This window comes from Citrobacter sedlakii, from assembly GCF_018128425.1.
Lineage (GTDB): Bacteria > Pseudomonadota > Gammaproteobacteria > Enterobacterales > Enterobacteriaceae > Citrobacter_A > Citrobacter_A sedlakii.
In genome coordinates this window covers 2,404,811-2,431,484 of the sequence record NZ_CP071070.1, presented here as the reverse complement: position 1 = coordinate 2,431,484, position 26,674 = coordinate 2,404,811, and the positions used below count along the sequence as shown (strand labels likewise).

Sequence of the window (26,674 nt, the reverse complement as noted above, 5' to 3'; positions counted from 1 at the left end):
GCGTCGTCCTGGCAGAAATCAAACGGGGAGGGTAAAGAAGTGAAAAGGTTTTGAGCTAATTCTTAGGCTGTGGTACAAATCAGGCGTGTTCAACTACCGAGGACAATTATCATCCGCGATGACGAGAAGCAACACTGCGGATAATTGTAATATTATGGACAATATGTTCAGGACGTTTTTTTCTACCCAGACTCTTTTACGCACGTCTTCTTCTTTCCTGCTTGCCGGTGAGCAGCACTGGCGCAACGCGCTTTAGTCCCTTTCTTCTGCTTACGCTCGCGTCATGCGCTGAGCTGACTGTTTTTATTTTCAGGTTTGCTGCCTTCAGCAAGCCCAATGGATTATATTCTCAAGCAGGAGAAGCATCATGTTTTACTGGATTTTATTAGGCCTGGCCATTGTGGCAGAAATTACCGGGACGCTGTCGATGAAATGGGCAAGTGTTAGCGATGGCAACGGCGGATTTATTTTGATGCTGGTGATGATTACGTTGTCATATATTTTCCTCTCATTTGCCGTAAAAAAAATCGCCCTCGGCGTCGCCTATGCGCTGTGGGAAGGTATTGGCATTTTGTTTATTACGCTGTTCAGCGTGCTGCTATTTGACGAAGCGCTCCCGGCGATGAAAATTGCGGGGTTGACGATGCTGGTGCTGGGGATTGTGCTGATTAAATCCGGCACCCGTAAGCCACGCCGCACGACGAAGGAGGTGAACCATGCAGCAGTTTGAATGGGTTCATGCCGCGTGGCTGGCCGTGGCGATCGTGCTGGAAATTATGGCTAACGTCTTTTTAAAATTCTCTGACGGTTTCCGGCGTAAATTCTACGGCATTCTGTCGCTGGCCGCCGTATTAGCGGCGTTTAGCGCGCTCTCCCAGGCGGTAAAGGGCATTGACCTGTCGGTAGCCTACGCGCTGTGGGGCGGTTTTGGTATCGCCGCGACGCTGGCTGCCGGTTGGATTCTGTTTGGTCAACGTTTGAACCCTAAAGGATGGATTGGCGTTGCGCTACTGCTGGTCGGTATGGTGATGATTAAACTTGCCTGAAGTTCTGCCGCCCGCCTCGCGCGGGCGGCGTTGTCTTATGGCTGTTCAGCCAGCGCATCCAGCTTATCGCGAAAGCCGGTCACCGAAATGGCGCGATTATCGGCCCGCCAGCGGTCTTTGGCCGCAGGGGCTGAACTCTGTACGCCAATGAGCTGCCAGCCCGTCGCCGTTTTAAGCATCAGCGGAGAACCGCTGTCACCGGGAAGGGTATCACACTGATGCGACAACACCGCCTTTTGCGCCCAGCCGGTGACGATACAGTCCTGATGGGAATAAAGCGTGTTGAGATGATCTTCCGGGTAGCCTGACTGGGTGACTTTACGTCCGGCATCTTTCAGCGCTGCGGTCAGGGCGTCTTTATCCCCGTCGAATAAAGGTAATGGCGTGATGCCAGAGGGGGGATAACGCAGTACGATCAGTCCAAAATCCCATGATGCCGCGGCAGGGGGGACAATCCAGCCATCGCCATCGGCTTTCAGACGCTTACCCAGCCCCGGATCAACCCGACCTTCAATCCCGTGAATTTCGTAACGCCAAATCCCTTTTTTGGACACAAAACGCAGCACGACGGCTTTATCCGGTGTGCCTCTGGGCGGGGTTAATAAACAATGTCCGGCAGTGAGCGCCAGGTGTGGCGAGATAAGCGTGGCGGTGCAAAGATTGCCGCTGGCGGTTTCGAGTTGGCCAATCGCATCCCACGGCGCATCGGTTGGATCCTCAACCGGAACACGATCGTCCTGACCGAAAAATAGCGTTTTGACTTCACTGGTATCGGCTTGCGCGTCAGGTTTGTCCGCATACGCCATACCCGATGTAAAACAAAACGAGCCCAGTAATACAGCAACGGTTTTACGCATATCACACTCTGGTGGGTAATTATGATTATTAAAAGAAAACCCTCAGTAAATACTATAGACGTAACGACGGAGAAGTGAGAGGAAAATCAGCGAACTACGATCAGGCGAACCAGAAGCGGATAGCGATAAGCGCGCAGAAAATTAATGAAATAAGAATGACCTCAAAACGATAACGACCCACGCTGAAGCCCTCCGAAGAAAGGCGCTGAACAGGGCGTCCAGCGCCAGCATACGTTAGCGCAAAGGGGCGCGCCGACGTTTTAACGGGAATTATGCTGCAGGCTGGGCAGCCGGTTTAGCGGCTTGATGCGTGGCGGTTTTTTTGCTGTGCTTTTTAGCCGCTTGCGCTTTTTGCTCTGGCGCTTTCTGTGGGGCCGCTTTGTGATGCTTTTTAGTATGAGTGGTTTTCGCCGGGGCGCTTTGCGTTGCCGGAGCGGGAGAGGTTGCCGTCTCTGCCGCAAACGCGGCGGAAGACAGACCCATAGCAGCGGCAACAACCAGAGCTAATACGTTTTTCATTTTCATACCCTCGATTTGGTTTTTCATTCAACCCCACTGCGGGGCCGTTGAAAATACTTTATCGCTGATAATCGAGGACGTCCGTGAGTCATTGGTATCGGCGTGTAACCCTATGTACAGCGCCAACCGAAATAATTCTACCAGGTCAAACGTGCAGACGGCGATGCAGGCGCAGACCGACAACAATCGCCAGCACCAGCATAATAGCGATAAACCCACCGACGCCGTTCCAGCCGTAGTTGTGCCAGAATACGCCGCCCAGCGTCCCGGCGATGCTTGATCCTACATAGTAGCTGAACAGATACAGAGACGACGCCTGACCTTTTGCGCGGCGGGCGCGCGGACCGATCCAACTGCTTGCCACTGAGTGGGCGGCGAAAAATCCAGCGGAAAAGAGCAGCATACCGGTGAAAATCAACCAGAGTGAACTGAAGAGGGTCATCAACAGGCCAACCAGCATTACGCCCATAGAAACCACCATGACCGGACCTCGCCCGTAGCGGACGGTCATGGCGCCCGCCTTCGGCGAACTCCAGGTGCCGGTCAGGTAGGCGACCGACAGCAGGCCGACCACCGCCTGACTCAGTTCCCAGGGGGACAGCATCAGCCGATAGCCAATATAGTTAAACAGGGTGACAAAGGATCCCATCAACAAAAAGCCTTCCGCGAACAGCAGCGGCAGTCCGCGGTCACGCCAGTGCAGGCGAAAGTTGATAAACAGCGTCTTAGGCCGTAAAGAGGTCGGGCGGAAATGGCGCGATTCCGGCAGGATTTTCCAGAACATCAGGGCTGACGCGAGGGCGAAACAGCCAATCGCGGCCAGCGCAATACGCCAACTGAAAAAGTCTGTTACCACACCGCTGATCAAGCGCCCACTCATTCCACCGATGGAGTTTCCGCTGATATAGAGCCCCATGGAAAAAGCGACAAAACTGGGGTGAATCTCTTCGCTCAGATAGGTCATCCCAACCGCCGCCACGCCGCTGAGCGAAAGACCAATCAGCGCACGCATGATCAGAATGCCGTGCCAGCTTGTCATCAGGGTTGACAGCAACGTACAGCAGGAGGCCAGTAGCAGGGCGGTAACCATTACCGGCTTACGGCCAATCGCGTCTGACAATGGACCGGTAAACAGGAGTCCAACGGCCAGCATTCCGGTAGAGATCGACAGTGAAATACTGCTACTTGCAGGCGACACGCCAAATTCGTGAGAGAGCACGGGAAGAATAGGCTGTACGCAATAAAGCAGGGCAAAGGTCGCCAGACCTGCCGAGAACAGCGCCAGCGTGACGCGCATGAAGGAGGATGTCCCCCGTTTGATAAACTGAACCGGCTGAGAAATGCGCTGTGGTTCAATGTCGCCTGCCGACGCGTCACTGACCGTAGTTGTACGACTCACTTGAAATCCTTGCTCAATAGCCCCGTGACGAAAAGGGACGGGCGCAACCCTGACGATCAGGGTAGGAAAATCTCAATATTCTGTCTAATATATTAATTATCTCAAATAATATGTTAAAGATATGAATATTGAGTTACGTCATCTGCGCTATTTCGTGGCTGTTGCAGAAGAACTTCATTTTGGACGCGCCGCCGCCCGTCTGAATATTTCGCAGCCGCCGCTAAGTCAGCAAATTCAGATGCTGGAACAGCATGTTGGCGCCCGACTGTTGGCGCGTACCAATCGCAGCGTGGCGCTGACCGCGGCGGGCAAGCAATTCCTCGCAGACTGCCGTCAGATCCTTGCGCAAGTGGACGATGCCGCCGCTCGCGCGGCGCGGCTCCATCAGGGAGAAGCGGGGGAGTTACGCATAGGCTTTACCTCCTCTGCGCCGTTTATCCGCGCCGTCTCCGATACGCTGTCCCTGTTCCGCCAGCATTATCCTGACGTGCACCTTCAGACCCGGGAGATGAATACTCGCGAGCAGCTCACGCCGCTTGGCGAAGGGGCGCTGGAGTTGGGGCTCATGCGCAACACGCCGCTACCGGAAACGTTACAATACGAAGTGATCTTGCATGAACCATTGATGGCCATGATTCCGCGCGCGCACCGACTGGCGCAAAAGCCCGTGGTGACATTAGCGGAACTGGCAAAAGAGCCGTTTGTCTTTTTCGACCCGCATGTTGGCACCGGCCTTTATGACGACATTCTCGGGTTAATGCGCCGTTATAATCTGTCCCCGGTCATTACGCAGGAGGTGGGGGAAGCGATGACTATCATCGGCCTTGTTGCCGCAGGTTTAGGCGTCTCCATTCTTCCGGCGTCGTTCAAAAAGGTGCAGCTTAATGAAATGTGCTGGGTGCCGCTGGCGGAAGAAGATGCCGTTTCCGAAATGTGGCTGGTTTGGTCCCGCCACCGTGAACACAGTCAGGCAGCGATCCGTTTTCGCCAGCAGTTACTTCAGGCAGTGAGAAGCGCTTAAATTAATTTAATAACGGCTAAAAATGTGCGGTAAATCACACGGCTAAGTAAAAAGTTGACGTTGCGTATTGAAGTACTTCACCATAGCCTACAGATTATTTCGGAGCGCGAAAATAAAGGGAGTCAGAGGTGGTTGCTGATAGTCAGCCTGGGCACATCGATCAAATAAAGCAGACCAATGCGGGCGCGGTTTATCGCCTGATTGATCAACTGGGGCCGGTATCGCGTATCGACCTTTCTCGTCTCGCGCAGCTTGCGCCAGCCAGTATCACCAAAATTGTCCGTGAAATGCTGGAAGCGCATTTGGTTCAGGAACTGGAAATCAAAGAGGCCGGAAGCCGGGGCCGACCCGCGGTAGGGCTGGTGGTGGAGACCGAGGCCTGGCACTATTTATCTCTGCGTATCAGCCGGGGCGAAATCTTTCTCGCATTACGCGATCTCAGCAGTAAGCTGGTCGTCGAAGAGTGTCTGGAACTGCCGCTGGACGACGAACAGCCGTTACTCGAACGTATCATCACGTTGATCGACCAGTTTTTCATCCGTCATCAGCAGTTGCTCGAACGCCTGACCTCTATCGCCATTACTCTGCCCGGCATTATCGATACCGAAAACGGTATCGTGCACCGGATGCCCTTTTATGAAGATGTGAAAGAGATGCCGCTGGGGGAAGCGCTTGAACAGCACACCGGAGTGCCGGTGTACATTCAGCATGACATCAGCGCATGGACGATGGCGGAAGCCCTGTTTGGCGCGTCTCGCGGCGCGCGCGATGTGATTCAGGTGGTCATTGACCATAACGTTGGCGCAGGGGTCATCACCGACGGGCATTTGCTACACGCAGGGAGCAGTAGCCTGGTGGAGATCGGGCACACGCAGGTCGACCCTTACGGTAAACGTTGCTACTGCGGCAACCACGGTTGTCTGGAAACCATCGCCAGTATCGAGAGCGTACTTGAGCTGGCCCAGCTTCGTCTGGGGCAGTCGATGAGTTCCACGCTGCACGGGCAGCCGCTCACCGTGGATTCACTGTGTCAGGCCGCGCTACAGGGCGATCTACTGGCAAAAGATATTATCGCGGGCGTCGGGGCCCATGTGGGGCGCATTCTGGCGATCATGGTGAATTTATTTAACCCGCAAAAAATACTGATTGGCTCGCCGCTGAGCAAAGCCGCTGATGTGCTGTTTCCGGCCATCGCAGACAGCATTCGGCAGCAGGCGCTACCCGCCTACAGCAAAAATATGGTTGTCGAGAGTACGCAGTTTTCTAATCAGGGCACCATGGCCGGCGCCGCACTGGTAAAAGACGCGATGTATAACGGTTCTTTACTGATTCGTCTATTACAGGGTTAACATTTTTGATTTGATCTACCAAAATTTGCGCTAACGCAAGCTGAGCGATTCTGGCATACCTTAGACTTTCTCTACTGTATTATTTTCCTGGCTTATATTTTCGAAGCATAACGGTGGAGTTAGTGATGCTGAAGCGTTTCTTTATTACAGGTACAGACACTTCTGTTGGGAAGACGGTGGTTTCCCGCGCATTACTACAAGCGTTAGCGTCGGGTGGTAAAAGCGTGGCTGGCTATAAGCCTGTCGCCAAGGGCAGCAAAGAGACCCCGGACGGTCTGCGCAATAAAGACGCGTTGGTGCTGCAGAGCGTCTCTACGCTGGACTTGCCCTATGAAGCGGTGAATCCCATCGCGCTGAGCGAAGATGAAAGCAGCGTCGCCCACAGTTGTCCCATCAATTACACCCTGATTTCTGACGGGCTGGCCAGCCTGACTGAAAAGGTCGATCACGTTGTGGTAGAAGGCACCGGCGGCTGGCGCAGCCTGATGAACGATCTGCGCCCGCTCTCCGAATGGGTGGTTCAGGAACAGCTTCCGGTACTGATGGTGGTGGGCATTCAGGAAGGGTGTATCAACCATGCGCTGCTGACAGCCCAGGCGATCGCCAATGACGGCTTACCGCTGATCGGCTGGGTCGCAAACCGCATCAACCCGGGCCTCGCGCACTACGCCGAAATTATCGACGTGCTGAGCAAAAAACTGCCCGCGCCGCTGATTGGCGAACTGCCTTATCTGCCGCGCGCTGAGCAGCGCGAACTGGGTCAGTACATTCGCCTGTCAATGCTGGGCAGCGTGCTGGCGGTAGATCGAGTCGTGGCGTAAGGTTCGCGACAGCACCGAGGCCAGTACACAGGCTATCAACAAGCCGGGGAGCAGTCGATACTCTCCGGTCATTTCACAAATCATCAGCGCCGACATTACGGGCGCATGCGTTGTCGCTGCCAGCAGCGTCGCCATTCCCGTTAAGCCTAACAAGACCGCCAGTTCGTCGGAACCGGGAAGCCACATTCCCCAAAGGCGTCCAACACACATCCCTACGGCCAGGCCGATAAACAGCGTCGGGGTGAATACGCCGCCAGGCGCGCCGGAACCGCTGCTGGCCAGCACCGCGAGCAGCTTGCAGAGAAAAATTCCCATGACAACCGCCATCAGCGGCGGCGAAAGCAGAAATGACTGCACCACGCTGTAGCCGTTGCCCCATACCGTTGGCGTGAGCAGGGAAAGTAAGCCGACGATGAGCCCGCCCAGCGCCAGCTGCCACGGCGGTGACAGTTTGAGCAGAAGAAATGCGCGGTGGCTGGCAGACATCAACCCCATCAACAGGGGACCGCAAAGACCGGCAAGCAGGCCTGTGCTGACGATCAGTCCGTACTCGGTAAGATGCAGCGACCGCGACAGATGAACCGTGTAGAGCACATCGTTACCCCCGTTCAGCGCATGGGTGATCAGCAGCGCTACCACGGCGGAAACAACGACCGGACCGAGCGACGCCAGCATCAAGGTACCAAACAGGACTTCCGCAATAAACAGGCTGCCCGCCAGCGGGGCGTGATACGCGCTGGCCATACCTGCCGCCGCGCCGCAGGCGATCCACAATTTCCACTCGTGCTGAGGCGCGAACCGGCGGGCAAAGCAGGAGGCCGCCAGCGCGGCCAACAAAATCATCGCCCCTTCACGACCAATCGCGCTACCGCTGGCGACCACCAGTAGCGAAGCCAGGGATTTGATTAAGCTCGCGCCATAATCAAACCGACCGTCGGTTTGCAGGGCTTCCATATAGTCAGTGGGCGCGTGCGGCCGCAACTGGCTGCGCTTTTGCCATCCCCACAGCAGCAAACCGGCCGCCAGTCCTCCCAACGCTGGCGTCAGGACGCGTCGCCAGGGCGACAGACCCGTCGCGGCGTTGACCAGACTGCCGCTGTCATTGCTGAGAAATACCCATTCCAGCAATAGCATCGCATGACGGAAGCAGGCGACCGCCAGCGCGGCGAAGATGCCGACGAGGGCGGCAAAGCACAGACGGCGAAACATGGCGCGTAGATCGGGCCAGGCATGAAGACGATGCATAAACGGTTACAGGAAGTCTGAAACCGTCTATTTTGCGGGGAAAAGGGCACAGAAGCAAAAGCCGTGAGTGCGAAAAGGGGTTGCCTGATCAGCAACCCTCTGTCAGGTTACGCGGTTAATGACTGTCGTGGATGTTCAACGCCCGGCGGGTGCGTCCCGAACTCAGGTAATCGGCAATATAGTCCTGGGAAATTTCACCGTTGTAGCGGCCGTCTTCATCGACAATGGGCATCCAACTGGTGTTACTCTCGTACAGACGCGAAAGCACGATACGCAGGTTATCTTCCGCCTTTCCGGTGATGCGGAAGGGATGAATGATATCCGAACAGACCCCGGTGGCGTTCCGCGCTTCCCGGCGCTTAACGAAGCCCACGGGTTTTCCGTCGGCATCCACCACGGTGATCGCGCGAATATCGTTATCGTCCATGATGGCAAAGGCCTCCTGCAGCGGGGTAGTAGGACGCGCCGTCAACGTCGGCTGCTGATCGGTGACATCCCCCGCTGAAACCAACAGCAGACGTTTAAGCGTTCTGTCCTGGCCGACAAACGAGCCGACAAACTCGTTAGCCGGCTTCGCCAGCAGTTCATCCGGGCTGGCGCACTGGACGATTCGCCCCTGCCGAAAAACCGCGATCCGATCGCCGAGCTTCAGGGCTTCATCAATATCATGACTCACCAGCATAACGGTCTTTTTCAACGCGCGCTGCATTTCCAGAAACTGGTTTTGGATCACTTCCCGGTTAATGGGGTCAACGGCGCCAAACGGTTCATCCATCAGCAGTACCGGCGGATCGGCTGCCAGCGCGCGGATCACGCCGATACGCTGCTGCTGCCCCCCGGACATCTCTTTTGGATAGCGGTGGAGGAATTTCTTCGCATCCATTGCCACCATATCCATTAACTCCTCCGCGCGTCGTTGACAGCGGGCCTTGTCCCAGCCCAGCATCCTCGGCACCACGGTGATGTTCTCTTCAATCGTCATGTTCGGGAACAGGCCGATTTGCTGGATCACGTAGCCAATATTGCGGCGCAAGGTGACAGTATCCATTCCGCTGGTGTCTTCGCCGTTGATCAGGATATTACCGCTGCTGGGCGTGATCAGGCGGTTGATCATTTTCAGCGTGGTGGTTTTGCCACAGCCTGACGGCCCCAGCAGAACGCACATTTCGCCTTCCGGAACGTTCAGATTAACGTTATCTACCGCCTTCAGCGGTTGGCCCTTCTTCTGGGAAAATTGTTTGGTGAGGTTTTCCAGTTTTATCATTATCGAATCCCCTTTGGTGTCAGAACGACCTGCAGGCGATGCAGTAGCCAGTCCAGCACAATCGCTAAAATACAAATCAACAACGCACCGGCGATCAACATGCGAATATCGCTGCCGCCGATACCGTTTAATAACAGTAAACCCAGACCGCCCGCGCCAATCACGGCGGCGATCGCCATTACGCCGATGTTCATGACCACCGCGGTGCGAATACCGCCAAATATCACCGGTAGCGCCATCGGAATTTCAACCCAGCGCAGGCGCTGCCAGAAGGTCATGCCGATACCGCGACCGGCCTCACGCAGCCCCGGCGGCAGACTGTCCAGCGCCGTATGGGTATTGCGCACGATTGGCAGCAATGAATAGAGGAATACCGCGGTAACGGCGGGTAACGCGCCGATTCCCTGACCGATCAGCGAAAAGAGCGGGATCATTAAGCCAAACAGCGCAATAGACGGGATGGTGAGCATCAGGGTCGCGAAGCTGAGCACCGGCGTGGCCAGCCATTTGTGGCGAACAATCAGCACGCCCAGCGGTACGCCAATCACTATTGCCAGGCCGACGGCCAACAGCACCAGCCATAAATGCTGGAAGGTAAGGCTGGCGAGATAGCCCGCGTTATCAATCATGAAATGAATCGTGTCCATATTGGCTCCTTACAGCAGCTTTTTCTGTTGCAGGAATTCACGCGCGACCTGCTGAGGCGACTGATGATCGATATCCACTTTCGCATTGAGCGTACTTATTACGTCGTTGTTCAGTAGAGCGGAAAGGGTATTCAGCGCCTCTTCCAGTCCCGGGTTGGCATCAAGAATCGGTTTGCGCACCACCGGGGTGACCGCGTAGCTGGGGAAAAAGCCTTTGTCGTCTTCCAGAACTTTCAGATCGAACCCTTTTACTCGCCCATCGGTGGTATACACCAGGCCTGCGTCAACAAAACCATCGCGAACGGCGTTATAGACAAGACCAGGATCCATCTGGCGGATCTGTGGGCGGTCCAGATTCATCTGGTAAGCCTGCTGTAAAGGTTTCATACCGTCGCTACGACCGGCAAATTCAAGGTCGAGGCCCAGTAGCCAGTTTTTATCCGGATCGGTCTGGCGAATGTGGTCAATTTTCGCCACCATTTGGGACATCGTGGTGATGTTTTCCGCCTCGGCGCGTTTGCGCTGCATGGCAAAGGCGTAGGTATTATTCATATCGGCGGGTTTCAGCCAGACCAGACCTTTCTTTGCATCCAACCGCTTCACCGTGTCGTAGGACTCCTGCGGCGTCATCCGTTTATCGATACGGTTGAAAATGATCAGCGAAGTGCCGGTATATTCCCAGGTCACATCAATCTGGTTGTTGACCATGGCGTTACGCGAAATCACGGCCGCAATATTGGTACGAGGCTCAACCTGAAAGCCTTTCTTTTGCAGATACAGCACCGTCATCGCCGACAGAATGTGCTGCTCGGTAAAGCCTTTTGTGGCGAGGACGATCGGGGCGGCTTGCGCCTGCGCGCTGAAAATCAGCACACAGGCAAGCCAGCCCAACAGGTGTCTTTTAATCTTCATTTAGCGCTCCATGTTCTTATCATTGTCTTCATGCCGTGTGCGGACTCAGGGCCCGGCCAAGCCATGCGAGCAGGCTGTCAAGGATCAGGGCGAAAAGCGCCGTGGCGGTCGCGCCCAGAATAAGCGTCGGGAAGTCGTTCAGGTAAATACCGGGGAAGATCAGCTCGCCGTAGCTGCTGGCGCCAATCAGAAAGGCCAGCGGGGCGGTACCGACGTTAATGGCCGTGGCGATCCGGATCCCTGAAAGCATGACCGGCCATGCGTTCGGCAATTCCACCTGCCACAACCGCTGCCATTTGGTCATGCCAATGCCGTTCGCTGCTTCAATCAGCGAGGCCGGGACGGAGCAGAGGCCCGCGTAGGTGTTACGAACGATGGGCAACAGCGAAGCCAGGAACAGCGCGACGATCGCCGGTATATCGCCGATGCCGATAATCACCATGGCGAGCGCCAGCACAGCCAGCGGAGGCAGGGTGTTGCCGACATTAAAGATCTGCATGACGTATTCGGCAATGCCTTTGGCGGCTGGACGACTCAGTAAAATGCCGCTCGGGATCCCCACCAGCAGAGCCAAAAACATTGAACTGAACACTAAAAACAGGTGCTGTTTACCGAGATACAGCAGATCGACCTGTCGGGCCTGGAGCGTGTCGAGGCCGACTCCCCAGACCACCAGCGCCAGCACAATGATAATGGCGAAAGTGAAGGCGGCGACGCGTTTTAACGCGGAAGTGTGCATTGCGGTGTGTCTCCCTGTTTGCATGCGTTATGGCAGCGGGTTGCCGCTGCGTGTTGTTATGCCATGTATCGGCAGGGTGTTTTGAGCTATAGCAACAGGGGGAGAAGGCCGCCAGTCAGACGGCGTAAAAAGTGAACCAGGCTGCTGATCTGTAAGGGGGATCAGGCCTTATGGCGCAACGGGTGGTTCGCTCTGTAAAGAATTGTCTTAAAAGCGGCAATAAAAAGTGACGTTGTCACAATTGTGTTAGGCCGGAAGCGCCATCCTTCTGCTTTCCGGCCAGCGTAAAGTGAGGATTTATGCTCACCGATACAGTTTTTTCACGGCCACCGGTACGATCAGCGTCGACTGCCAGTCGGCAAGGGTCAGACGCGCCAGCTCGCCGACGGCCTGGTAAAACGGATGTCCGGCATTGTCGATAAAAACATCGAGAAAGCGCGACGACCATGGCAACAGATGCCACGCCAGCAGTTCGGCGCACTGCGTATGGCGCCCGTTTTCTGCCAGCCAGGCGGCGAGAAGCAACAAGGCGCCAAAATGATCTTCCGGTTCATTTTGCTGCATCGCAAAGTGAATCCCGTTGTCGCGCATCCACTGGCGCAGGGCCAGCGTGGAATCACCAAATAGCACATTTTCACGATCCAGCCAGACGGATCCCCACGGTGGCGAAGGCAGCGCGTAAGGTCCGACAAACAGACGCTGCCATGCCTGCGCCAGCGTTTCTTCCGCGTCGCGCTGAAGCAACTGACCGAGAGGCGCAAGCTTATGCGCGGGCAGCGGCCACTGGGCCTGCCACTCATCTGTTTTTAATAATGCGACCAGCGGCGCGGCCTCATTGCTGTCCGGCGCATAGTAAAACAGCGCGCCCAGTACCCGCGCCGTCATGGCGAAATCGTCACGTTGCGTAAATTCAGTCATTAACAGTATCCAACAATGCAGGTGTATTGCACGATGCGTGCATCAGTGGGCGAGAGTGTACCTGTTCAGGCGCGGCGGGTATTAATCCAAATCAAAAGGACGTTACCCACCGGGAAAGGCGGGTAACATCGGGTCGCATTATTGCGGTTCGGCGCTGGTGCCATCCTGCGAAGGCGCAGTATTTGCCGGTGCATTGCCGCTGCTGGTGCGGGTATACAGAATTTTGTGGGTGTCGTTGGCGCAATGTCCGACGACCTGGGAATCCGGCTGGTCAGCCTGATCGTTTGGCACAATGCTGAGCGTAAAATTCGCTTCCGGCACGCCGTTATTAATGATGCGCTGTTCAATATCGCTTTTAACGCGTTCGCACGAGTTCGGAACCGCAAAAACCAGCGGGGACGCGCTCAACAATAAACACGTCAGTATTCCTCGGGTGACTTTCATCATCTGCTCCTTTTATGAGATGCGCTAAAATAAGCATAGCACCCTTAGTGTAAATAACTGTATTTGCTAATATGATTGGGAATCATCCATGGTTGACGGGGAATGTGTGAAAAAACAGTGCTTTTTTTTGCTTTGCGGCCTTGTGCTGGCAGGATGCGACAATAACACGCTGCCGCTTTCTTTTACGCCTGAAATGGCCAGCTTCTCAAATGAGTTCGACTTTGACCCGCTGCGGGGCCCGGTGAAAGACTTCAGCCAGACATTACTCAATGAAAAGGGCGAAGTGGCGAAACGGGTAAATGGCTCGCTTTCTGAGGAAGGCTGCTTTGATACGCTGGAGTTGCACGACCTGGAAAATAATACCGCCGTTGCCCTTGTTCTGGATGCTAACTATTACCGCGACGCGGAAACGCTGGAAAAGCGGGTGCGCCTGCAAGGGAAATGCCAGCTAGCGGAGCTGCCCTCTGCGGGTGTGGTCTGGGACACCGATGACAATGGGTTTATTGTCACCGCCGTTGGCAAAGAGATGAAAGTACATTATCGCTATGATTCCGAAGGGTATCCACTGGGTAAAACCACCGTGACGAAAGATCAGACATTATCGGTGGAAGCGAAACCTTCATCGGACCCGCGTAAGAAGCTCGACTATACGGCAGTAAGTCTGCTGAACGATCGCCCGTTAGGCAATGTGAAGCAGACCTGCGACTACGACAGTCACGCCAATCCTACAGATTGCACGCTGGTGATTATCGATCAAAGCGTCAAGCCTGCCGTTGAGCATAACTACACCATTAAAAATACCATTGATTATTACTGACGCTGCCGCGCAGCGTTTACTGCGCGGTCGGTTTCAACATGGCGGGTGCGGACGTTTTCAGTTCCGTGAGATACTGATGCTGGAAAATACACATTCGTATGGTGTTGCGGTATTCGCCGTTGATGAAAAACTCATGGATTAGCTCGCCTTCCACCATAAAGCCCAGCTTACGGTAGATATGAATCGCTTTTTCATTTTCTTTATCAACGATTAAATACAGTTTATACAGGTTAAGTACGGTAAATCCGTAGTCCATCGCCAGCCTGGCCGCGCGTGAGGCAAGTCCTTTACCCTGAAATTCCGGGGAAATAATGATCTGAAACTCGGCTCTGCGGTGGACGTGGTTAATCTCCACCAGTTCAACCAGTCCGGCTTTCTGGCCATCGCACTCCACGACAAACCGGCGTTCACTTTGATCGTGAATGTGCTTGTCGTAGAGATCCGACAACTCAACGAATGCCTCGTAAGGTTCTTCGAACCAGTAACGCATTACGCTGGCGTTATTGTCGAGTTGATGGACGAAACGTAAATCTTCACGCTCCAGCGGGCGCAACTTTACACTGAGGGCGCTTGTCATACCGATTCCTTAGCGTCTTTTCGCATCACGACATTAAGGCGCGATAACCCGGCCTGTACGGCGGTCCAGACAGCGCAGGGTATTCGGTTCCCAGTACGCATTGAGATTAGCGCTTTGCTCACAGCTGTCGCGGTTATCAAAAGCGGCATCTGCTTTGTCCCACTCTTTTTCAGCGCGTTTATTCACTTTCTGGCGCAGATTGCGCGTGTCATTCCATTGTTCTTTTTGCATTGTCGCTTGCTGACGGCTCAGCGCGCTGTCGCCGGACTCGATCACCAGCCTGCTGGTCTCAGCCTGAGCAGACGCGGTATACACGACAGCACCAAGCAGCAGCATTGCCGTCAGGCCCAGACGCTTGCTAAGTGTAATGTTCATGGCAAATTCCTTTCATGAGTGGGGTATAAAATCATCACTTGCAGGCAAATTCTACACTAATCACGGCGCAGGGCATACCCGCCTGAAGGTCATGGATAAGCGACGACGATTATCGCGTATCATGATTTAACCTCAGCTCAATAAACGACAACCATGATCAAAACGACACTTCTTTTTATTGCCACGGCGTTGTGTGAAATCGTCGGCTGCTTTTTACCCTGGCTCTGGCTAAAACGCGGGGCAACGATCTGGCTGTTGGTTCCCGCTGGCATTGCTCTGGCCCTGTTTGTCTGGCTGTTGACGCTCCATCCGGCTGCCAGCGGACGCGTATATGCCGCCTACGGCGGCGTCTACGTATGTACTGCGCTCGTATGGTTACGCATAGTGGACGGCGTTAAACTTAGTCTTTATGACTGGACAGGGGCCGTCGTTGCGCTGTGTGGCATGCTGATCATTGTTGCGGGATGGGGACGGACATAGATCGCTTTTTTGTGATCGCCCGTCGGTTTTTTGATCACCATGCTTGTATGGTAGTTCGGGAATGAATAAATTTCTTGCATCACTAATTTGATGTAAGGAAAGCGCATGGAAAGTGTCGTTATTCAGCAACCCAATAATCTGGTGATTGAACAACGGGAATTACCCGAACCGCGAAAAGGAGACGTTCGCGTTCGGGTTAAACTCGCCGGAATATGCGGATCGGACAGTCATATTTATCGCGGTCATAATCCGTTTGCGAAATATCCACGCGTTATCGGTCACGAAGTTTTTGGTGTGATAGATAAAGTGGGCGAGGGCGTAGATACCCGCCGTATTGGTGAACGTGTGGCGCTGGATCCGGTTATTAACTGCGGGGAATGCTATCCCTGCTCAATTGGCAAACCCAATGTTTGCACGTCATTAGTGGTATTAGGCGTGCACCGGGACGGCGGTTTTAGTGAATATGTGACTGCGCCAGCCAGGAATGCCTACGTTATTCCGGAGACGATCCCCGATCGTCACGCCGTGATGGTTGAACCTTTTACGATTGCCGCAAATGTTACCGGACAGGTTGAGCCGACAGAAAATGATATTGCGCTCATTTACGGCGCCGGTCCGATGGGGTTAACCACTTTACAGGCGTTAAAAGGTGTTTATAACGTTGGCACCGTGATTGTGGCCGATCGCATTGAAGAACGTCTGGCGATGGCAAAAACATGCGGCGCTGATGTGATCCTGAATAATAGCGAGCTTACACTGCAATCCTGGCTCGAAGAAAAAGGAATCAAGCCGACCCTGATTGTTGACGCGGCCTGTCATCCAGCCATTCTCCCGGAAGCCATTGGCCTTGCCTCACCTGCGGCGCGTATCGTGTTAATGGGTTTTTCCAGCGACCCGTGCGTGATTACGCAGCAAGGCATTACCGGTAAAGAGCTTTCTATTTTTTCATCGCGACTGAATGCGCACAAATTTCCCACCGTCATCGAATGGATGGAAAAGGGATTTATCGATCCTGAAAAGTTAATTACTCATCAGTTTGACTATTACCATATTACCGACGCCCTTGAGATATTCGAAAAAGATCAGCGTCAGTGCTGCAAAGTATTACTGACCTTTTCTGCATAACAGACGAACAATGCGGTAAATGCCCGATTCGTCGGGTATTTTGTGGTACGCATCTCCTTTTCAGAGATAGCTAATATGAATACATTAAAACATGAAAGAAGTACGCAGGATCTGGTGCGCGCCGCCGTTTCAGGTTGGTTAGGCACTGCCCTGGAATTTATGGATTTCCAGTTATATTCTCTTGGCGCCGCGCTGGTGTTTCATGAGATATTTTTCCCGGAACAATCCGCGGCTATGGCGCTTATTCTGGCGATGGGCACCTACGGCGCAGGGTATATCGCTCGTATCGTCGGCGCTTTTATATTCGGCAAGATGGGCGACAGAATAGGGCGCAAAAAAGTGCTCTTTATCACCATCACCATGATGGGCATCTGCACCACCTTAATTGGCGTTTTGCCGACTTACGCGCAAATCGGAATTTTTGCGCCAGTGCTGTTAGTCACTTTACGTATTATTCAGGGACTAGGCGCTGGGGCGGAAATTTCTGGCGCCGGAACCATGTTGGCGGAATACGCGCCGAAAGGGAAACGCGGAATCATTTCATCTCTGGTGGCGATGGGCACCAACTGCGGTACGTTAAGCGCCACGGCGATCTGGGCGGTGATGTTTTTCGCTCTTGACCGTGAAGCGTTGCTGGCCTGGGGATGGCGTATTCCGTTCCTCGCAAGCGTAGTGGTCATGATCTTCGCCATATGGCTGCGTCTGAACCTGAAAGAAAGTCCGGTGTTTGAGCAGGTCAACGAAGGTGAAACCACCGCAGCGCCGACGGCAGCAGATGTTTCTCTGGGCGCGATGTTTTCCAGTAAATCGTTCTGGCTGGCAACGGGGTTACGTTTTGGGCAAGCCGGTAACTCGGGATTGATCCAGACGTTTCTTGCCGGTTATCTCGTCCAGACGCTGTTATTCAACAAATCGATACCCACGGATGCGCTGATGATAAGCTCGATTATCGGTTTTATCACTATTCCGCTTCTGGGCTGGCTGTCAGACAAATACGGTCGCCGTTTACCCTACATTTTGTTAAACATCTCGGCCATCATTCTTGCTTACCCGATGCTGTCGATTGTCGTGGATAAAACGTACAGCCCCGGGATCATCATGACGGCGCTGATTGTCATTCATAACTTTGCGGTGCTTGGTCTGTTTGCACTTGAAAATATCACCATGGCGGAGATCTTCGGCTCACGTAACCGCTTCACCCGCATGGCGATATCGAAGGAGGCCGGGGGACTGGTCGCGGTGGGATTCGGTCCGGTACTGGCGGGCATTTTCTGCAACATGACCGGCAACTGGCTGCCGATCCTGGTGATGATCGTCATTTATTCCCTGATAGGCCTCATTTCCGCACTGCTGATGCCGGAAGTCTGCGATCGCGATCTGCGTATTCCTGAGGATGCGGCAGAGGTTACAGGCAGTAAACAGAGGCTGCCCAGCGCCAGCCGCATTTAACCCCTGCGTTCAAAGCGGTTACGTATTCACGGACCGCTTTTTTTACGCATCGGCACAAACCCCCACATCAGTGGACGCTGATTTTTGTGATCTCAGTGGAGAATCAGGTTTGTTATACTTGTATGGTAGTATGCGTTAGACGTAAATTCTTAATATCACCACATAGAGGTAGGAAGAAAAATGAAGATTGTAGGGGCTGAGGTTTTTGTCACCTGTCCGGGACGTAACTTTGTCACGCTGAAAATAACCACCGAAGACGGTATCACCGGACTGGGCGATGCCACGCTGAATGGACGCGAGCTTTCTGTCGCGTCGTACCTGAAAGATCATCTCTGCCCACAGTTAATCGGTCGCGATGCGCACCGTATCGAAGATATCTGGCAGTTTTTTTACAAGGGGGCTTACTGGCGTCGCGGCCCGGTAACGATGTCTGCCATCTCTGCTGTCGACATGGCGCTCTGGGACATCAAAGCCAAAGCGGCAAACATGCCGCTGTATCAATTGCTCGGCGGCGCGTCCCGCGAAGGGGTGATGGTATATTGCCACACCACCGGACATACCGTTGACGATGTGCTGGAAGATTACGCTCGCCATAAAGAGATGGGCTTTAAAGCGATTCGCGTGCAGTGCGGCGTACCGGGGATGAAAACCACTTACGGTATGTCCAAAGGGAAAGGGCTGGCCTACGAACCCGCAACCAAGGGACAGTGGCCGGAAGAACAGCTCTGGTCTACCGAGAAATACCTCGACTTCACACCGAAGCTGTTTGCAGCCGTTCGCGACAAGTTCGGATTCAATGAACACTTACTGCATGACATGCATCATCGCTTAACGCCGATTGAAGCGGCGCGTTTTGGAAAGAGCATCGAAGATTATCGTCTGTTCTGGATGGAAGACCCGACGCCTGCGGAAAACCAGGAATGCTTCCGCCTGATTCGACAACATACCGTTACGCCGATCGCTGTCGGTGAAGTCTTTAACAGTATCTGGGACTGCAAGCAACTGATAGAAGAACAGTTGATCGACTATATCCGCACCACCATCACCCATGCAGGCGGCATTACCGGAATGCGCCGCATCGCCGATTTCGCGTCGCTTTATCAGGTTCGCACGGGCTCCCACGGGCCGTCCGATCTCTCTCCGGTGTGCATGGCTGCGGCGCTGCACTTTGATCTCTGGGTGCCCAACTTCGGCGTTCAGGAATACATGGGCTATTCAGAGCAAATGCTGGACGTTTTCCCGCATAACTGGCGTTTTGACAACGGTTATATGCACCCGGGCGACAAACCGGGACTGGGCATTGAGTTCGACGAAAAGCTGGCGGCGAAATATCCCTATGACCCCGCTTATCTGCCGGTCGCCCGACTGGAAGATGGCACATTGTGGAACTGGTAAAGTAAACCTAAACGACAAGGAAGTTGCTCACCTCTGATCCAACGAAGGTAAACATGTATGGTTAGTTCGGTTGATATTAAAAATAATGTTGATAGCAAACCTGTGGTCCGTCGTGTTGCTTCCGCTTCAGCAATTGGTACCGCTGCGGAATATTATGATTTTTTTGCTTATGGCACCGCTGCTGTCCTGTTTTTTGGGCATCTTTTCTTCCCCAGCGACGATCCGTTAATCAGTACGCTGGCCGCATTCGCCACCTATGCCGTCGGTTTTTTAGCAAGGCCGCTGGGCGGTATCGTTTTTGGTCACATTGGCGATAAAGTAGGGCGTAAAAAAGCGCTCGTCATTACGATTTTGATTGTGGGACTGGGGACGTTTTGTATTGGATTATTGCCGACCTATGAAAAAATTGGCGTATGGGCTCCTGTATTGCTGATTTTCATCCGCGTTCTACAGGGATTCGGCGTGGGAGGCGAGCAGGCCGGTGCGGTATTGATGACCGCGGAATACGCGGAACCCAAACGCCGCGGCTTCTTCGCCAGTTGGGTCCAGATTGGCGCGCCGGTTGGATTTCTGTTACCGATGGCGCTTTTTGCCTTACTGAACGCGACATTATCGCCAGAAGCTATGATGGATTACGGCTGGCGTATCCCATTCTTGTTGAGTCTCCTGTTGGTTATCGTCGGCCTGTTCATCCGTCTGAAGATTGATGAGTCCCCCGTCTTTGCGCAGATTCGTGAAACTAAGGCGGAGGAATCACGTCCATTGGTTGAGGTTATCCGGGATTTTCCTGGTATTGTGGTCAAAGGGGTGTGCGCAAAGTTAATTGAAGCCTGTACCTTTGCGATGTTTACGGTGATCGTTCTGGCCTACGGTAAAGCCAATAATCTGGATGCCAACATCCTGATGGAAACGATGATTGTGGCAGTGGTGTTGGAAGTGTTAGCTATTCCGCTGATGGGGGCGCTGTGTGACAAGATTGGCCGCAAACCGGTTTATATCATCGGCGCACTGATTCAGGTCGTAATGATTATTCCGTTCTTCCTGGCGATTAATCAGGATAACTTTTGGTTAACGCAGTTAGTGATGATTGTTGTCATTAGCTTTGGTCACAGCATGTGTTATGCCCCTCAGGCGTCATTTTTCCCCGAATTATTCCCGACGCATATTCGCTGTAGCGGTATCGCACTCATCTGGCAGTTAGGGTCACTGATCGGCAGCGGCGTACTGGGACTGGTGGCGGTTAAGATCCTGCAGATGACAGGTGGACATTATTACGGACTGGCCAGTTACGTCATTGTACTCGGCATTGTATCGGTGATAGGTCTGCTCATGATGCCGGAAACGGCTCCCCAACGTCTGAAACATGAATATCAGGACTGGCATAAACACGGTTAAGCCGCATGGAACGTGAAAGGCCGCGTAACGGCGGCCTTAAGACGGTTTGTCAGCGCATCTCGCATGTTGTCACATAACTTAAAAATGATGTTATACCAATTAGCGAAAGCTTAATTCAAATCAAAACATACAACCATACAGGCGTTACTCTGAAACGGTCCTGATTTCATTCCAAATAGGTCATACAATGCAAAACAAGCTCTTAACGGCAAAAGCGACGTTACCTGGCTACGATCGCAACACGTTGATTTCCCGTATCGTTCATCTCGGCTTTGGCGCGTTCCATCGTGCGCACCAGGGCGTTTATACCGACATCCTGGCGGCTGAGCACAACAGCGACTGGGGATACTGTGAAGTGAACCTGATCGGCGGCGAGCAGCAAATTGCCGATTTGAAACAGCAGGATAACCTGTACACCGTGGCGGAAATGTCTGCCGATGCCTGGACGGCAAGAGTGGTTGGCGTTGTGAAGAACGCGCTGCATGCCCAGGTGGATGGACTGGAAGCGGTGCTCGCGGCAATGTGCGAACCCCAGGTGGCGATTGTTTCACTGACCATCACCGAAAAAGGGTATTGCCATTCTCCCGCCACCGGGCAGTTAATGCTGGATCATCCAATGATCGCAGCCGATCTCCGGAATCCTCACCAGCCTAAAACTGCACCGGGCGTGGTGGTTGAAGCGCTGGCGCGACGCAAAGCGGCAGGGCTGCCCGCCTTCACCGTTATGTCCTGCGACAATATGCCGGAGAACGGACACGTCATGCGAAACGTGGTCACGGCCTATGCCCGCGCGGTTGATGCGGAGCTGGCAGAATGGATCGCGCAACACGTGACGTTCCCGTCAACCATGGTTGACCGCATTGTTCCGGCAGTGACCACCGAAACGCTGGATAAAATCGAACAACTGACCGGCGTGCGCGATCCGGCGGGTGTCGCGTGTGAGCCGTTCCGTCAGTGGGTGATTGAAGACAATTTCGTCGCCGGGCGTCCACAATGGGAAAAAGCAGGCGCTGAACTGGTTGCTGACGTTATCCCGTTTGAAGAAATGAAGCTGCGTATGTTGAACGGTAGCCACTCTTTCCTCGCTTACCTGGGGTATCTGGCGGGCTATCAGCACATTAACGACTGCATGGAGGATGAACATTACCGCATTGCGGCCCGCGGGCTGATGCTCAATGAGCAGGCGCCAACGCTAAAAGTGCAGGGGGTTGATCTGACGCGCTACGCCGATCTGCTCATTGAGCGCTACAGCAATCCGGCGCTACGCCACCGTACCTGGCAGATCGCGATGGATGGTAGTCAGAAGCTGCCGCAGCGTATGCTGGACTCGGTGCGTTGGCACCTGGCCCATAATAGCCGTTTCGACCTGCTGGCGCTGGGCGTGGCGGGCTGGATGCGCTATGTCGGCGGTGTGGACGAACAGGGGAAGGCGATTGAAGTCAACGATCCGTTACTGCCGGTGATTCAACAGGCGGTGCAAAGCAGTGCGGAAGGGGAAAGCCGCGTTGAAGCCCTGTTAGGGATTGAGGCGATCTTCGGAAAAGAACTGCCACACGTGGCGTTGTTCACCAACGCGGTGAAAGAAGCCTACCAGGCCCTGCTGGCGGAAGGGGCGAAAAAAACCGTGGCTCGCTATGCTGCAAATCTGAAGTAACAGCAACGCGGTTGCCGGATGGCGCTTTGTTTATCCGACCTGGGATTTTCAGCCAAACTCAGACCAGGCCGGAAAAGTGAAACGCCATCTGGCATTCACACCATCAGTTCATGCCAAGACGAATCAGTTCGACGGGCGCAAACTTACCTTCACAACCTTCCACTTCCACGGTTTTTTCGCGACGGATTTGCGCGGCGTCCAGACCCTCTGTCGCGATAGCTTTAATGCGACCGGTGACGCCGGTACCGCTGATCATGACGCGGCTGCCGGTGGTGATTGCGTTACGGTTACGATCGTATGTCATCATGGTGTTTTCTCCTTTCTAACTTACCGTCAAAGCCCGTGGGCTCTGGTCCCACGTAACGGGCGCTATATAAATACGCTCATCAGTCCGGAGTTTTTTTGTTTTTGATCAAGCTCACATCTTTTTTGATGCAGACGTGCAGCGGTGTAAATGTGAAACCTCACCCCTGGAGGGTGAGGGAGAGGAATTATTCTTCAGTAAACCAGTCGCTGTTTTCCTGACGAATCAACTGCACCGACTCGCCAATTTCCTGCAAATGCTGCGTCATCGCTTTTTCGACCGCATCGGCGTCATGCTTCTCCAGCGCCGCAAAAATATCCAGATGCTGACGAAGCAACATCTCCGGCGGCGAAACGTGATCGAGGCTCATGTAGCGCACGCGGTCAATAGTCGCCTTGATGTTTTCGATGGTGTCCCAGGCCAGCTGGCAGTCGGCAATCAGCGCCAGTTTCTGATGAAAGTCATCGTCCAGTTCAAAGAAATCATTGAGCTGCTTACGCTCAATGGCGATGCGCTGCTGGTTGAGATTCTGCTCAAGCTGATAGCACTGGCTGTCGGTCATCATCGCTGCCGCGCGACGCGCGACCGCACACTCAATGGCCTGACGAACAAAGCAGCCGTTTCGTACCTGTGATAAAGAGATCTTATTGACGTAGCTGCCGCGCTGGGGACGGATCTGGATCAATCCGTTTTCCGCGAGTTTAATGAAGGCTTCGCGTACCGGCTGGCGTGACACATCAAAGCGAACCGAGACCTCTTTTTCTGATAACGGCGTGCCTGGCGCGATCAGGCAGTGCACGATATCACGACGAAGAATGCGATAAATCTGCTGATTTACGGGCTGTGTAGGGTTGAGTTGCGTTTCGACGGTCATTCGCTCTTACTTTTTAGAAAGTTAACCCACAAATTCTACCACTTTTTTGTGATGAGCTATACCCGGCCCGCAGGCCGGGAGAAGAAATTAGCCGCGATGTACGCTCAGTCCGGCGAAGGACTGGGTGACGGGCATCATTTCTACCGTATTGATGTTGACGTGAGCAGGTAACGTCGCCACCCACCAGACCGCTTCCGTTACATCTTCCGGTGTCAGGGCGGTGGTATTTTCATACGTTTTCCCCGCTTTCTGATCGTCGCCCTTAAAGCGCACGTTAGAAAACTCTGTGCCGCCGACCAGACCCGGTTCGATGTCGGTCACGCGGACGGCGGTGCCGTGCAGATCGGTGCGCAGATTCAGGCTGAACTGACGAACGAAGGCTTTAGTCGCCCCGTAAACGTTGCCTCCGGCATACGGCCAGCTCCCGGCGGTGGAGCCGATATTAATGATATGTCCGCGATTGCGTTCAACCATGCCTGGCAGGACCGCGCGGGTCATATAAACCAGGCCTTTATTGTTGGTGTCGATCATGGTTTCCCAGTCTTCAACGCTGGCGTTGTGCGCTGGTTCCATCCCCAGCGCCAGCCCGGCATTGTTGACCAGCAGATCGATCTCACGCCATTGCGCAGGCAGCGACGCCAGCATTTCCTCGATGGCCGCGCGGTTGCGCACGTCCAGTTGCGCAGTCAGGACGCTTTCGCCCAGCGACTCTTTTAGCTCCAGCAGGCGTTCCTGGCGACGGCCAGTGGCAATCACTTTATGCCCATTCTCAACAAAACGACGTGTAATACATTCACCAAAACCTGCGGTTGCTCCGGTTACTAAAACGATCATCTCACTGTTCCTCAACGCTTTTTACGTCGTACTACCATAGCACGCGATCAACGCTGGCGGGTAATGCTCGTTAACAGGATTGCGGTCTTTTCCACGGAAGCCTACTCTAGTGAACAAATCGTTTTCAGGAGTGAAAGATGTCGTTAACGAATCCGTTCTTCAAACCGAGCCTGCTACCGTATCAGGCACCCCAATTTGATCAGATAGAAATCGCGCATTATCGCCCGGCCTTTGACGAAGGACTGCGCCAGAAGCGCGCTGAAATTGCCGCCATTATTGAAAACGATGCCGCGCCAGACTTTGACAATACGGTCGTGGCGCTGGAGAAAAGCGGCGAGTTGCTAAGCCGGGTAACCAGCGTCTTCTTCGCCATGACCTCCGCGCACACCAACGAAGAATTACAGCGGCTGGACGAAGCGTTTTCATCTGAACTGGCAGAGCTGGCGAATGATATCTGGCTGAACGCAGCGCTGTTTTCTCGCGTCGACAGCCTCTGGCAGCAGCGCGCCTCGCTGCAACTGGATAGCGAGTCGCGACGGCTGCTTGAGGTGCTCCATCAGCGTTTTGTCCTCGCGGGCGCAAGGCTCAGCGATTCAGACAAGGCGCAGCTCAAAGCCCTCAATACCGAGGCGGCGACCCTGACCAGTCAGTTTAACCAACGACTGCTGGCGGCCAATAAGTCCGGCGGTCTGGTGGTGGATTATGCACACCAGCTCGATGGGTTGAGCGACGTTGAAATCGCTGCTGCCCGCGACGCGGCTCAGGAGAAAGGGCTGAATGAAGGCTGGCTGATCCCTCTGTTGAACACGACGCAGCAACCGGCGCTCAGCGCGTTACGTGACCGTCAGACACGGCAGAATTTATTTACCGCCGGATGGCAGCGGGCTGAGAAGGGAGATGAAAACGATACGCGGACGATCATTCAGCGGCTGGTCTGCCTTCGCGCCGCCCAGGCGAAACTGTTAGGGTTTGCGGATTACGCATCGTGGAAAATCGCCGATCAAATGGCAAAAACGCCGGAATCGGCGCTGGCTTTCATGCGCGCCATTGTCCCGGCGGCGCGTCAACGCGCGCAGAATGAACAGGCTGATATTCAGAAGGTCATCGACGAGGAACAGGGCGGGTTTACCGCCGAGGCCTGGGACTGGACGTATTATGCCGAGCAGGTCCGGCGTGCGAAATACGACCTCGATGAGTCTCAGCTTAAGCCGTACTTCGAACTCAACACGGTACTTCACGAAGGGGTGTTCTGGACGGCGAACCAACTCTTTGGCATTACGTTTGTTGAACGCTTTGATATTCCGGTGTATCACCCGGATGTCCGCGTCTGGGAAATCTTCGACCATGACGGCGTCGGGCTGGCGCTGTTTTACGGTGATTTCTTCACGCGCGATTCGAAAAGCGGCGGGGCATGGATGGGCAATTTTGTCGAGCAATCAACGCTCACTGATAGCCGCCCGGTCATCTACAATGTCTGTAATTATCAGAAACCAGCCGCAGGACAACCCGCGCTGCTCTTTTGGGATGATGTCATCACCTTATTCCATGAGTTTGGCCATACGCTTCACGGTCTGTTCCCCACACAACGCTACGCCACGCTGTCTGGTACGAATACGCCGCGTGATTTTGTGGAGTTTCCGTCGCAAATTAACGAGCACTGGGCAAGCCATCCCGGAGTGTTTGCGCGTTTCGCCCGCCATTACGCCAGCGGGGAAAAAATGCCCGAAGCGTTACAGGAGAAAATGCGCAGGGCAAGCCTGTTCAACAAAGGTTATGACATGACCGAACTGCTCAGCGCCGCACTGCTGGATATGGGGTGGCACAGTTTACCCGGCGCATGCGACGCGCAGGACGTCGGCGATTTTGAAGCGCAGTTGCTGGCTGCAGAGGATCTCGCCCTGCCTGCCGTTCCCCCGCGCTATCGCAGCAGTTATTTTGCCCATATTTTCGGCGGCGGCTATGCCGCAGGGTATTACGCCTATTTATGGACGCAAATGCTGGCAGATGACGGCTATCAATGGTTTGAGGAGCAGGGCGGGTTAACGCGCGAGAACGGGCAACGTTTTCGTGACGCGATTCTCTCACGCGGTAACAGTGAAGACCTCGACCGCCTTTATCCGGCCTGGCGGGGAAGTGAACCCACCATCACGCCGATGCTGAAACATCGCGGGTTGGCGTAACCAACAGGAGGTGCCCGTCAGAGGGCACCGCTCA

30 protein-coding genes are annotated in these 26,674 nt (G+C 54.2%); 14 read left to right on the top strand and 16 right to left on the bottom strand.

Annotated elements, in window-relative coordinates; all coding sequences use genetic code 11:
• The first annotated feature begins 85 nt into the window (after positions 1-85).
• The 3 genes from JY391_RS24070 to mdtI all read left to right on the top strand — a co-directional run bounded on the left by JY391_RS24070 (position 86) and on the right by mdtI (position 1,046).
• Entirely contained in the window at positions 86-256 is a 171-nt protein-coding gene (locus JY391_RS24070) for a protein YdgV (RefSeq protein ID WP_080949895.1), read from the top strand.
• Between the two features lie 108 nt (positions 257-364).
• Positions 365-730 carry a multidrug/spermidine efflux SMR transporter subunit MdtJ gene (gene mdtJ, locus JY391_RS11590; RefSeq protein WP_120714877.1) on the top strand — a complete coding sequence of 122 codons (366 nt, stop codon included), beginning with the start codon at positions 365-367 and terminating at the stop codon, positions 728-730.
• Positions 717-1,046 (top strand): multidrug/spermidine efflux SMR transporter subunit MdtI, encoded by a 330-nt coding sequence (gene mdtI / locus JY391_RS11585; protein WP_042282862.1) that lies wholly within the window; start codon positions 717-719, stop codon positions 1,044-1,046. Before mdtJ ends, mdtI begins: the two co-directional genes overlap by 14 nt.
• Positions 1,047-1,081: 35 nt before the next feature.
• Here the strand turns inward: mdtI and JY391_RS11580 are convergent, their stop codons facing one another.
• The 4 genes from JY391_RS11580 to ynfM form a co-directional block, all read right to left on the bottom strand.
• On the bottom strand, positions 1,082-1,903 hold the full coding sequence (locus JY391_RS11580; protein WP_211934338.1) for a trypsin-like serine peptidase: 822 nt from the start codon (positions 1,901-1,903) through the stop codon (positions 1,082-1,084).
• 100 nt (positions 1,904-2,003) lie between these two features.
• Complete coding sequence (ydgU, locus tag JY391_RS24095) at positions 2,004-2,084, bottom strand: small membrane protein YdgU (RefSeq protein ID WP_455550473.1); 81 nt, start codon at positions 2,082-2,084, stop codon at positions 2,004-2,006.
• A gap of 89 nt (positions 2,085-2,173) precedes the next feature.
• Complete coding sequence (gene asr / locus JY391_RS11575) at positions 2,174-2,422, bottom strand: acid resistance repetitive basic protein Asr (protein WP_148365357.1); 249 nt, start codon at positions 2,420-2,422, stop codon at positions 2,174-2,176.
• Positions 2,423-2,567: 145 nt separating this feature from the next.
• Positions 2,568-3,821, bottom strand: a complete 1,254-nt coding sequence (ynfM, locus tag JY391_RS11570) for a multidrug efflux MFS transporter YnfM/SxtP(Kp) (RefSeq protein WP_211934337.1) — start codon at positions 3,819-3,821, stop codon at positions 2,568-2,570.
• Between the two features lie 121 nt (positions 3,822-3,942).
• Here ynfM and ynfL point away from each other — a divergent pair, with 121 nt between their 5' ends.
• The 3 genes from ynfL to bioD all read left to right on the top strand — a co-directional run bounded on the left by ynfL (position 3,943) and on the right by bioD (position 7,012).
• Positions 3,943-4,842: a multidrug efflux transcriptional activator YnfL/SxtR(Kp) gene (ynfL, locus tag JY391_RS11565; RefSeq protein ID WP_060569727.1), complete on the top strand. Its 900-nt coding sequence runs from the start codon at positions 3,943-3,945 to the stop codon at positions 4,840-4,842.
• Between the two features lie 128 nt (positions 4,843-4,970).
• Complete coding sequence (gene mlc / locus JY391_RS11560; RefSeq protein WP_042282872.1) at positions 4,971-6,191, top strand: sugar metabolism global transcriptional regulator Mlc; 1,221 nt, start codon at positions 4,971-4,973, stop codon at positions 6,189-6,191.
• Between the two features lie 125 nt (positions 6,192-6,316).
• Positions 6,317-7,012, top strand: coding sequence for a dethiobiotin synthase (gene bioD / locus JY391_RS11555; protein ID WP_042282874.1), 696 nt, complete (start codon positions 6,317-6,319; stop codon positions 7,010-7,012).
• Here the strand turns inward: bioD and clcB are convergent.
• The 7 genes from clcB to JY391_RS11520 form a co-directional block, all read right to left on the bottom strand.
• Positions 6,968-8,257, bottom strand: coding sequence for a voltage-gated ClC-type chloride channel ClcB (gene clcB / locus JY391_RS11550; protein WP_211934336.1), 1,290 nt, complete (start codon positions 8,255-8,257; stop codon positions 6,968-6,970). The two genes, bioD and clcB, sit on opposite strands and share 45 nt — an antisense overlap.
• A 115-nt stretch (positions 8,258-8,372) precedes the next feature.
• Positions 8,373-9,521 (bottom strand): osmoprotectant ABC transporter ATP-binding protein OsmV, encoded by a 1,149-nt coding sequence (osmV, locus tag JY391_RS11545; RefSeq protein WP_042282877.1) that lies wholly within the window; start codon positions 9,519-9,521, stop codon positions 8,373-8,375.
• Positions 9,521-10,168 carry an osmoprotectant ABC transporter permease OsmW gene (gene osmW / locus JY391_RS11540; RefSeq protein WP_042282879.1) on the bottom strand — a complete coding sequence of 216 codons (648 nt, stop codon included), beginning with the start codon at positions 10,166-10,168 and terminating at the stop codon, positions 9,521-9,523. The genes osmV and osmW overlap by 1 nt, the downstream gene beginning before the upstream one ends.
• A 9-nt stretch (positions 10,169-10,177) precedes the next feature.
• Positions 10,178-11,080, bottom strand: coding sequence for an osmoprotectant ABC transporter substrate-binding protein OsmX (gene osmX, locus JY391_RS11535; RefSeq protein WP_211934335.1), 903 nt, complete (start codon positions 11,078-11,080; stop codon positions 10,178-10,180).
• 28 nt (positions 11,081-11,108) lie between these two features.
• Entirely contained in the window at positions 11,109-11,819 is a 711-nt protein-coding gene (gene osmY, locus JY391_RS11530) for an osmoprotectant ABC transporter permease OsmY (protein WP_042282882.1), read from the bottom strand.
• Between the two features lie 303 nt (positions 11,820-12,122).
• Positions 12,123-12,737, bottom strand: coding sequence for a Tat proofreading chaperone DmsD (gene dmsD, locus JY391_RS11525; RefSeq protein ID WP_211934334.1), 615 nt, complete (start codon positions 12,735-12,737; stop codon positions 12,123-12,125).
• Positions 12,738-12,875: 138 nt separating this feature from the next.
• On the bottom strand, positions 12,876-13,181 hold the full coding sequence (locus JY391_RS11520) for a DUF1161 domain-containing protein (RefSeq protein WP_374197231.1): 306 nt from the start codon (positions 13,179-13,181) through the stop codon (positions 12,876-12,878).
• Between the two features lie 106 nt (positions 13,182-13,287).
• Between JY391_RS11520 and JY391_RS11515 the strand changes: the two genes are divergently transcribed.
• Entirely contained in the window at positions 13,288-13,998 is a 711-nt protein-coding gene (locus tag JY391_RS11515; protein ID WP_374197220.1) for a YnfC family lipoprotein, read from the top strand.
• Positions 13,999-14,014: 16 nt separating this feature from the next.
• On the opposite strand, the gene speG is transcribed toward JY391_RS11515, so the two are convergent.
• Both speG and JY391_RS11505 read right to left on the bottom strand, forming a co-directional pair.
• Positions 14,015-14,575 carry a spermidine N1-acetyltransferase gene (gene speG, locus JY391_RS11510; RefSeq protein WP_042282890.1) on the bottom strand — a complete coding sequence of 187 codons (561 nt, stop codon included), beginning with the start codon at positions 14,573-14,575 and terminating at the stop codon, positions 14,015-14,017.
• Positions 14,576-14,608: 33 nt separating this feature from the next.
• Positions 14,609-14,950: a DUF1283 family protein gene (locus JY391_RS11505; RefSeq protein WP_181823213.1), complete on the bottom strand. Its 342-nt coding sequence runs from the start codon at positions 14,948-14,950 to the stop codon at positions 14,609-14,611.
• Positions 14,951-15,103: 153 nt separating this feature from the next.
• Between JY391_RS11505 and JY391_RS11500 the strand changes: the two genes are divergently transcribed.
• The 6 genes from JY391_RS11500 (at position 15,104) to JY391_RS11475 (ending at position 22,448) form a co-directional block, all read left to right on the top strand.
• On the top strand, positions 15,104-15,430 hold the full coding sequence (locus JY391_RS11500; RefSeq protein ID WP_205611989.1) for a YnfA family protein: 327 nt from the start codon (positions 15,104-15,106) through the stop codon (positions 15,428-15,430).
• Positions 15,431-15,535: 105 nt separating this feature from the next.
• Positions 15,536-16,555 carry a Zn-dependent oxidoreductase gene (locus JY391_RS11495; protein ID WP_211934331.1) on the top strand — a complete coding sequence of 340 codons (1,020 nt, stop codon included), beginning with the start codon at positions 15,536-15,538 and terminating at the stop codon, positions 16,553-16,555.
• A 75-nt stretch (positions 16,556-16,630) separates the two neighbouring features.
• The gene (locus JY391_RS11490; protein ID WP_042282898.1) at positions 16,631-18,004 is read left to right on the top strand and encodes an MFS transporter; all 1,374 of its coding nucleotides are present in this window, start codon (positions 16,631-16,633) and stop codon (positions 18,002-18,004) included.
• Between the two features lie 180 nt (positions 18,005-18,184).
• Positions 18,185-19,399 (top strand): starvation-sensing protein RspA, encoded by a 1,215-nt coding sequence (gene rspA / locus JY391_RS11485; protein ID WP_042282900.1) that lies wholly within the window; start codon positions 18,185-18,187, stop codon positions 19,397-19,399.
• A gap of 57 nt (positions 19,400-19,456) precedes the next feature.
• The gene (locus JY391_RS11480) at positions 19,457-20,794 is read left to right on the top strand and encodes an MFS transporter (RefSeq protein WP_042282902.1); all 1,338 of its coding nucleotides are present in this window, start codon (positions 19,457-19,459) and stop codon (positions 20,792-20,794) included.
• Positions 20,795-20,981: 187 nt separating this feature from the next.
• Positions 20,982-22,448, top strand: coding sequence for a mannitol dehydrogenase family protein (locus JY391_RS11475; RefSeq protein ID WP_211934330.1), 1,467 nt, complete (start codon positions 20,982-20,984; stop codon positions 22,446-22,448).
• Positions 22,449-22,551: 103 nt separating this feature from the next.
• Here JY391_RS11475 and ydfZ read toward each other — a convergent pair whose 3' ends face one another.
• The 3 genes from ydfZ to ydfG form a co-directional block, all read right to left on the bottom strand.
• A complete protein-coding gene (ydfZ, locus tag JY391_RS11470) occupies positions 22,552-22,755 on the bottom strand; it encodes a putative selenium delivery protein YdfZ (protein WP_042282907.1) in 204 nt (67 codons plus the stop codon).
• 184 nt (positions 22,756-22,939) lie between these two features.
• The gene (locus tag JY391_RS11465; protein ID WP_181823206.1) at positions 22,940-23,626 is read right to left on the bottom strand and encodes a GntR family transcriptional regulator; all 687 of its coding nucleotides are present in this window, start codon (positions 23,624-23,626) and stop codon (positions 22,940-22,942) included.
• Between the two features lie 87 nt (positions 23,627-23,713).
• A complete protein-coding gene (gene ydfG, locus JY391_RS11460; RefSeq protein WP_211934329.1) occupies positions 23,714-24,460 on the bottom strand; it encodes a bifunctional NADP-dependent 3-hydroxy acid dehydrogenase/3-hydroxypropionate dehydrogenase YdfG in 747 nt (248 codons plus the stop codon).
• Positions 24,461-24,597: 137 nt separating this feature from the next.
• Here ydfG and dcp point away from each other — a divergent pair, with 137 nt between their 5' ends.
• Positions 24,598-26,640, top strand: coding sequence for a peptidyl-dipeptidase Dcp (dcp, locus tag JY391_RS11455; protein ID WP_211934328.1), 2,043 nt, complete (start codon positions 24,598-24,600; stop codon positions 26,638-26,640).
• Positions 26,641-26,674 lie beyond the last annotated feature (34 nt).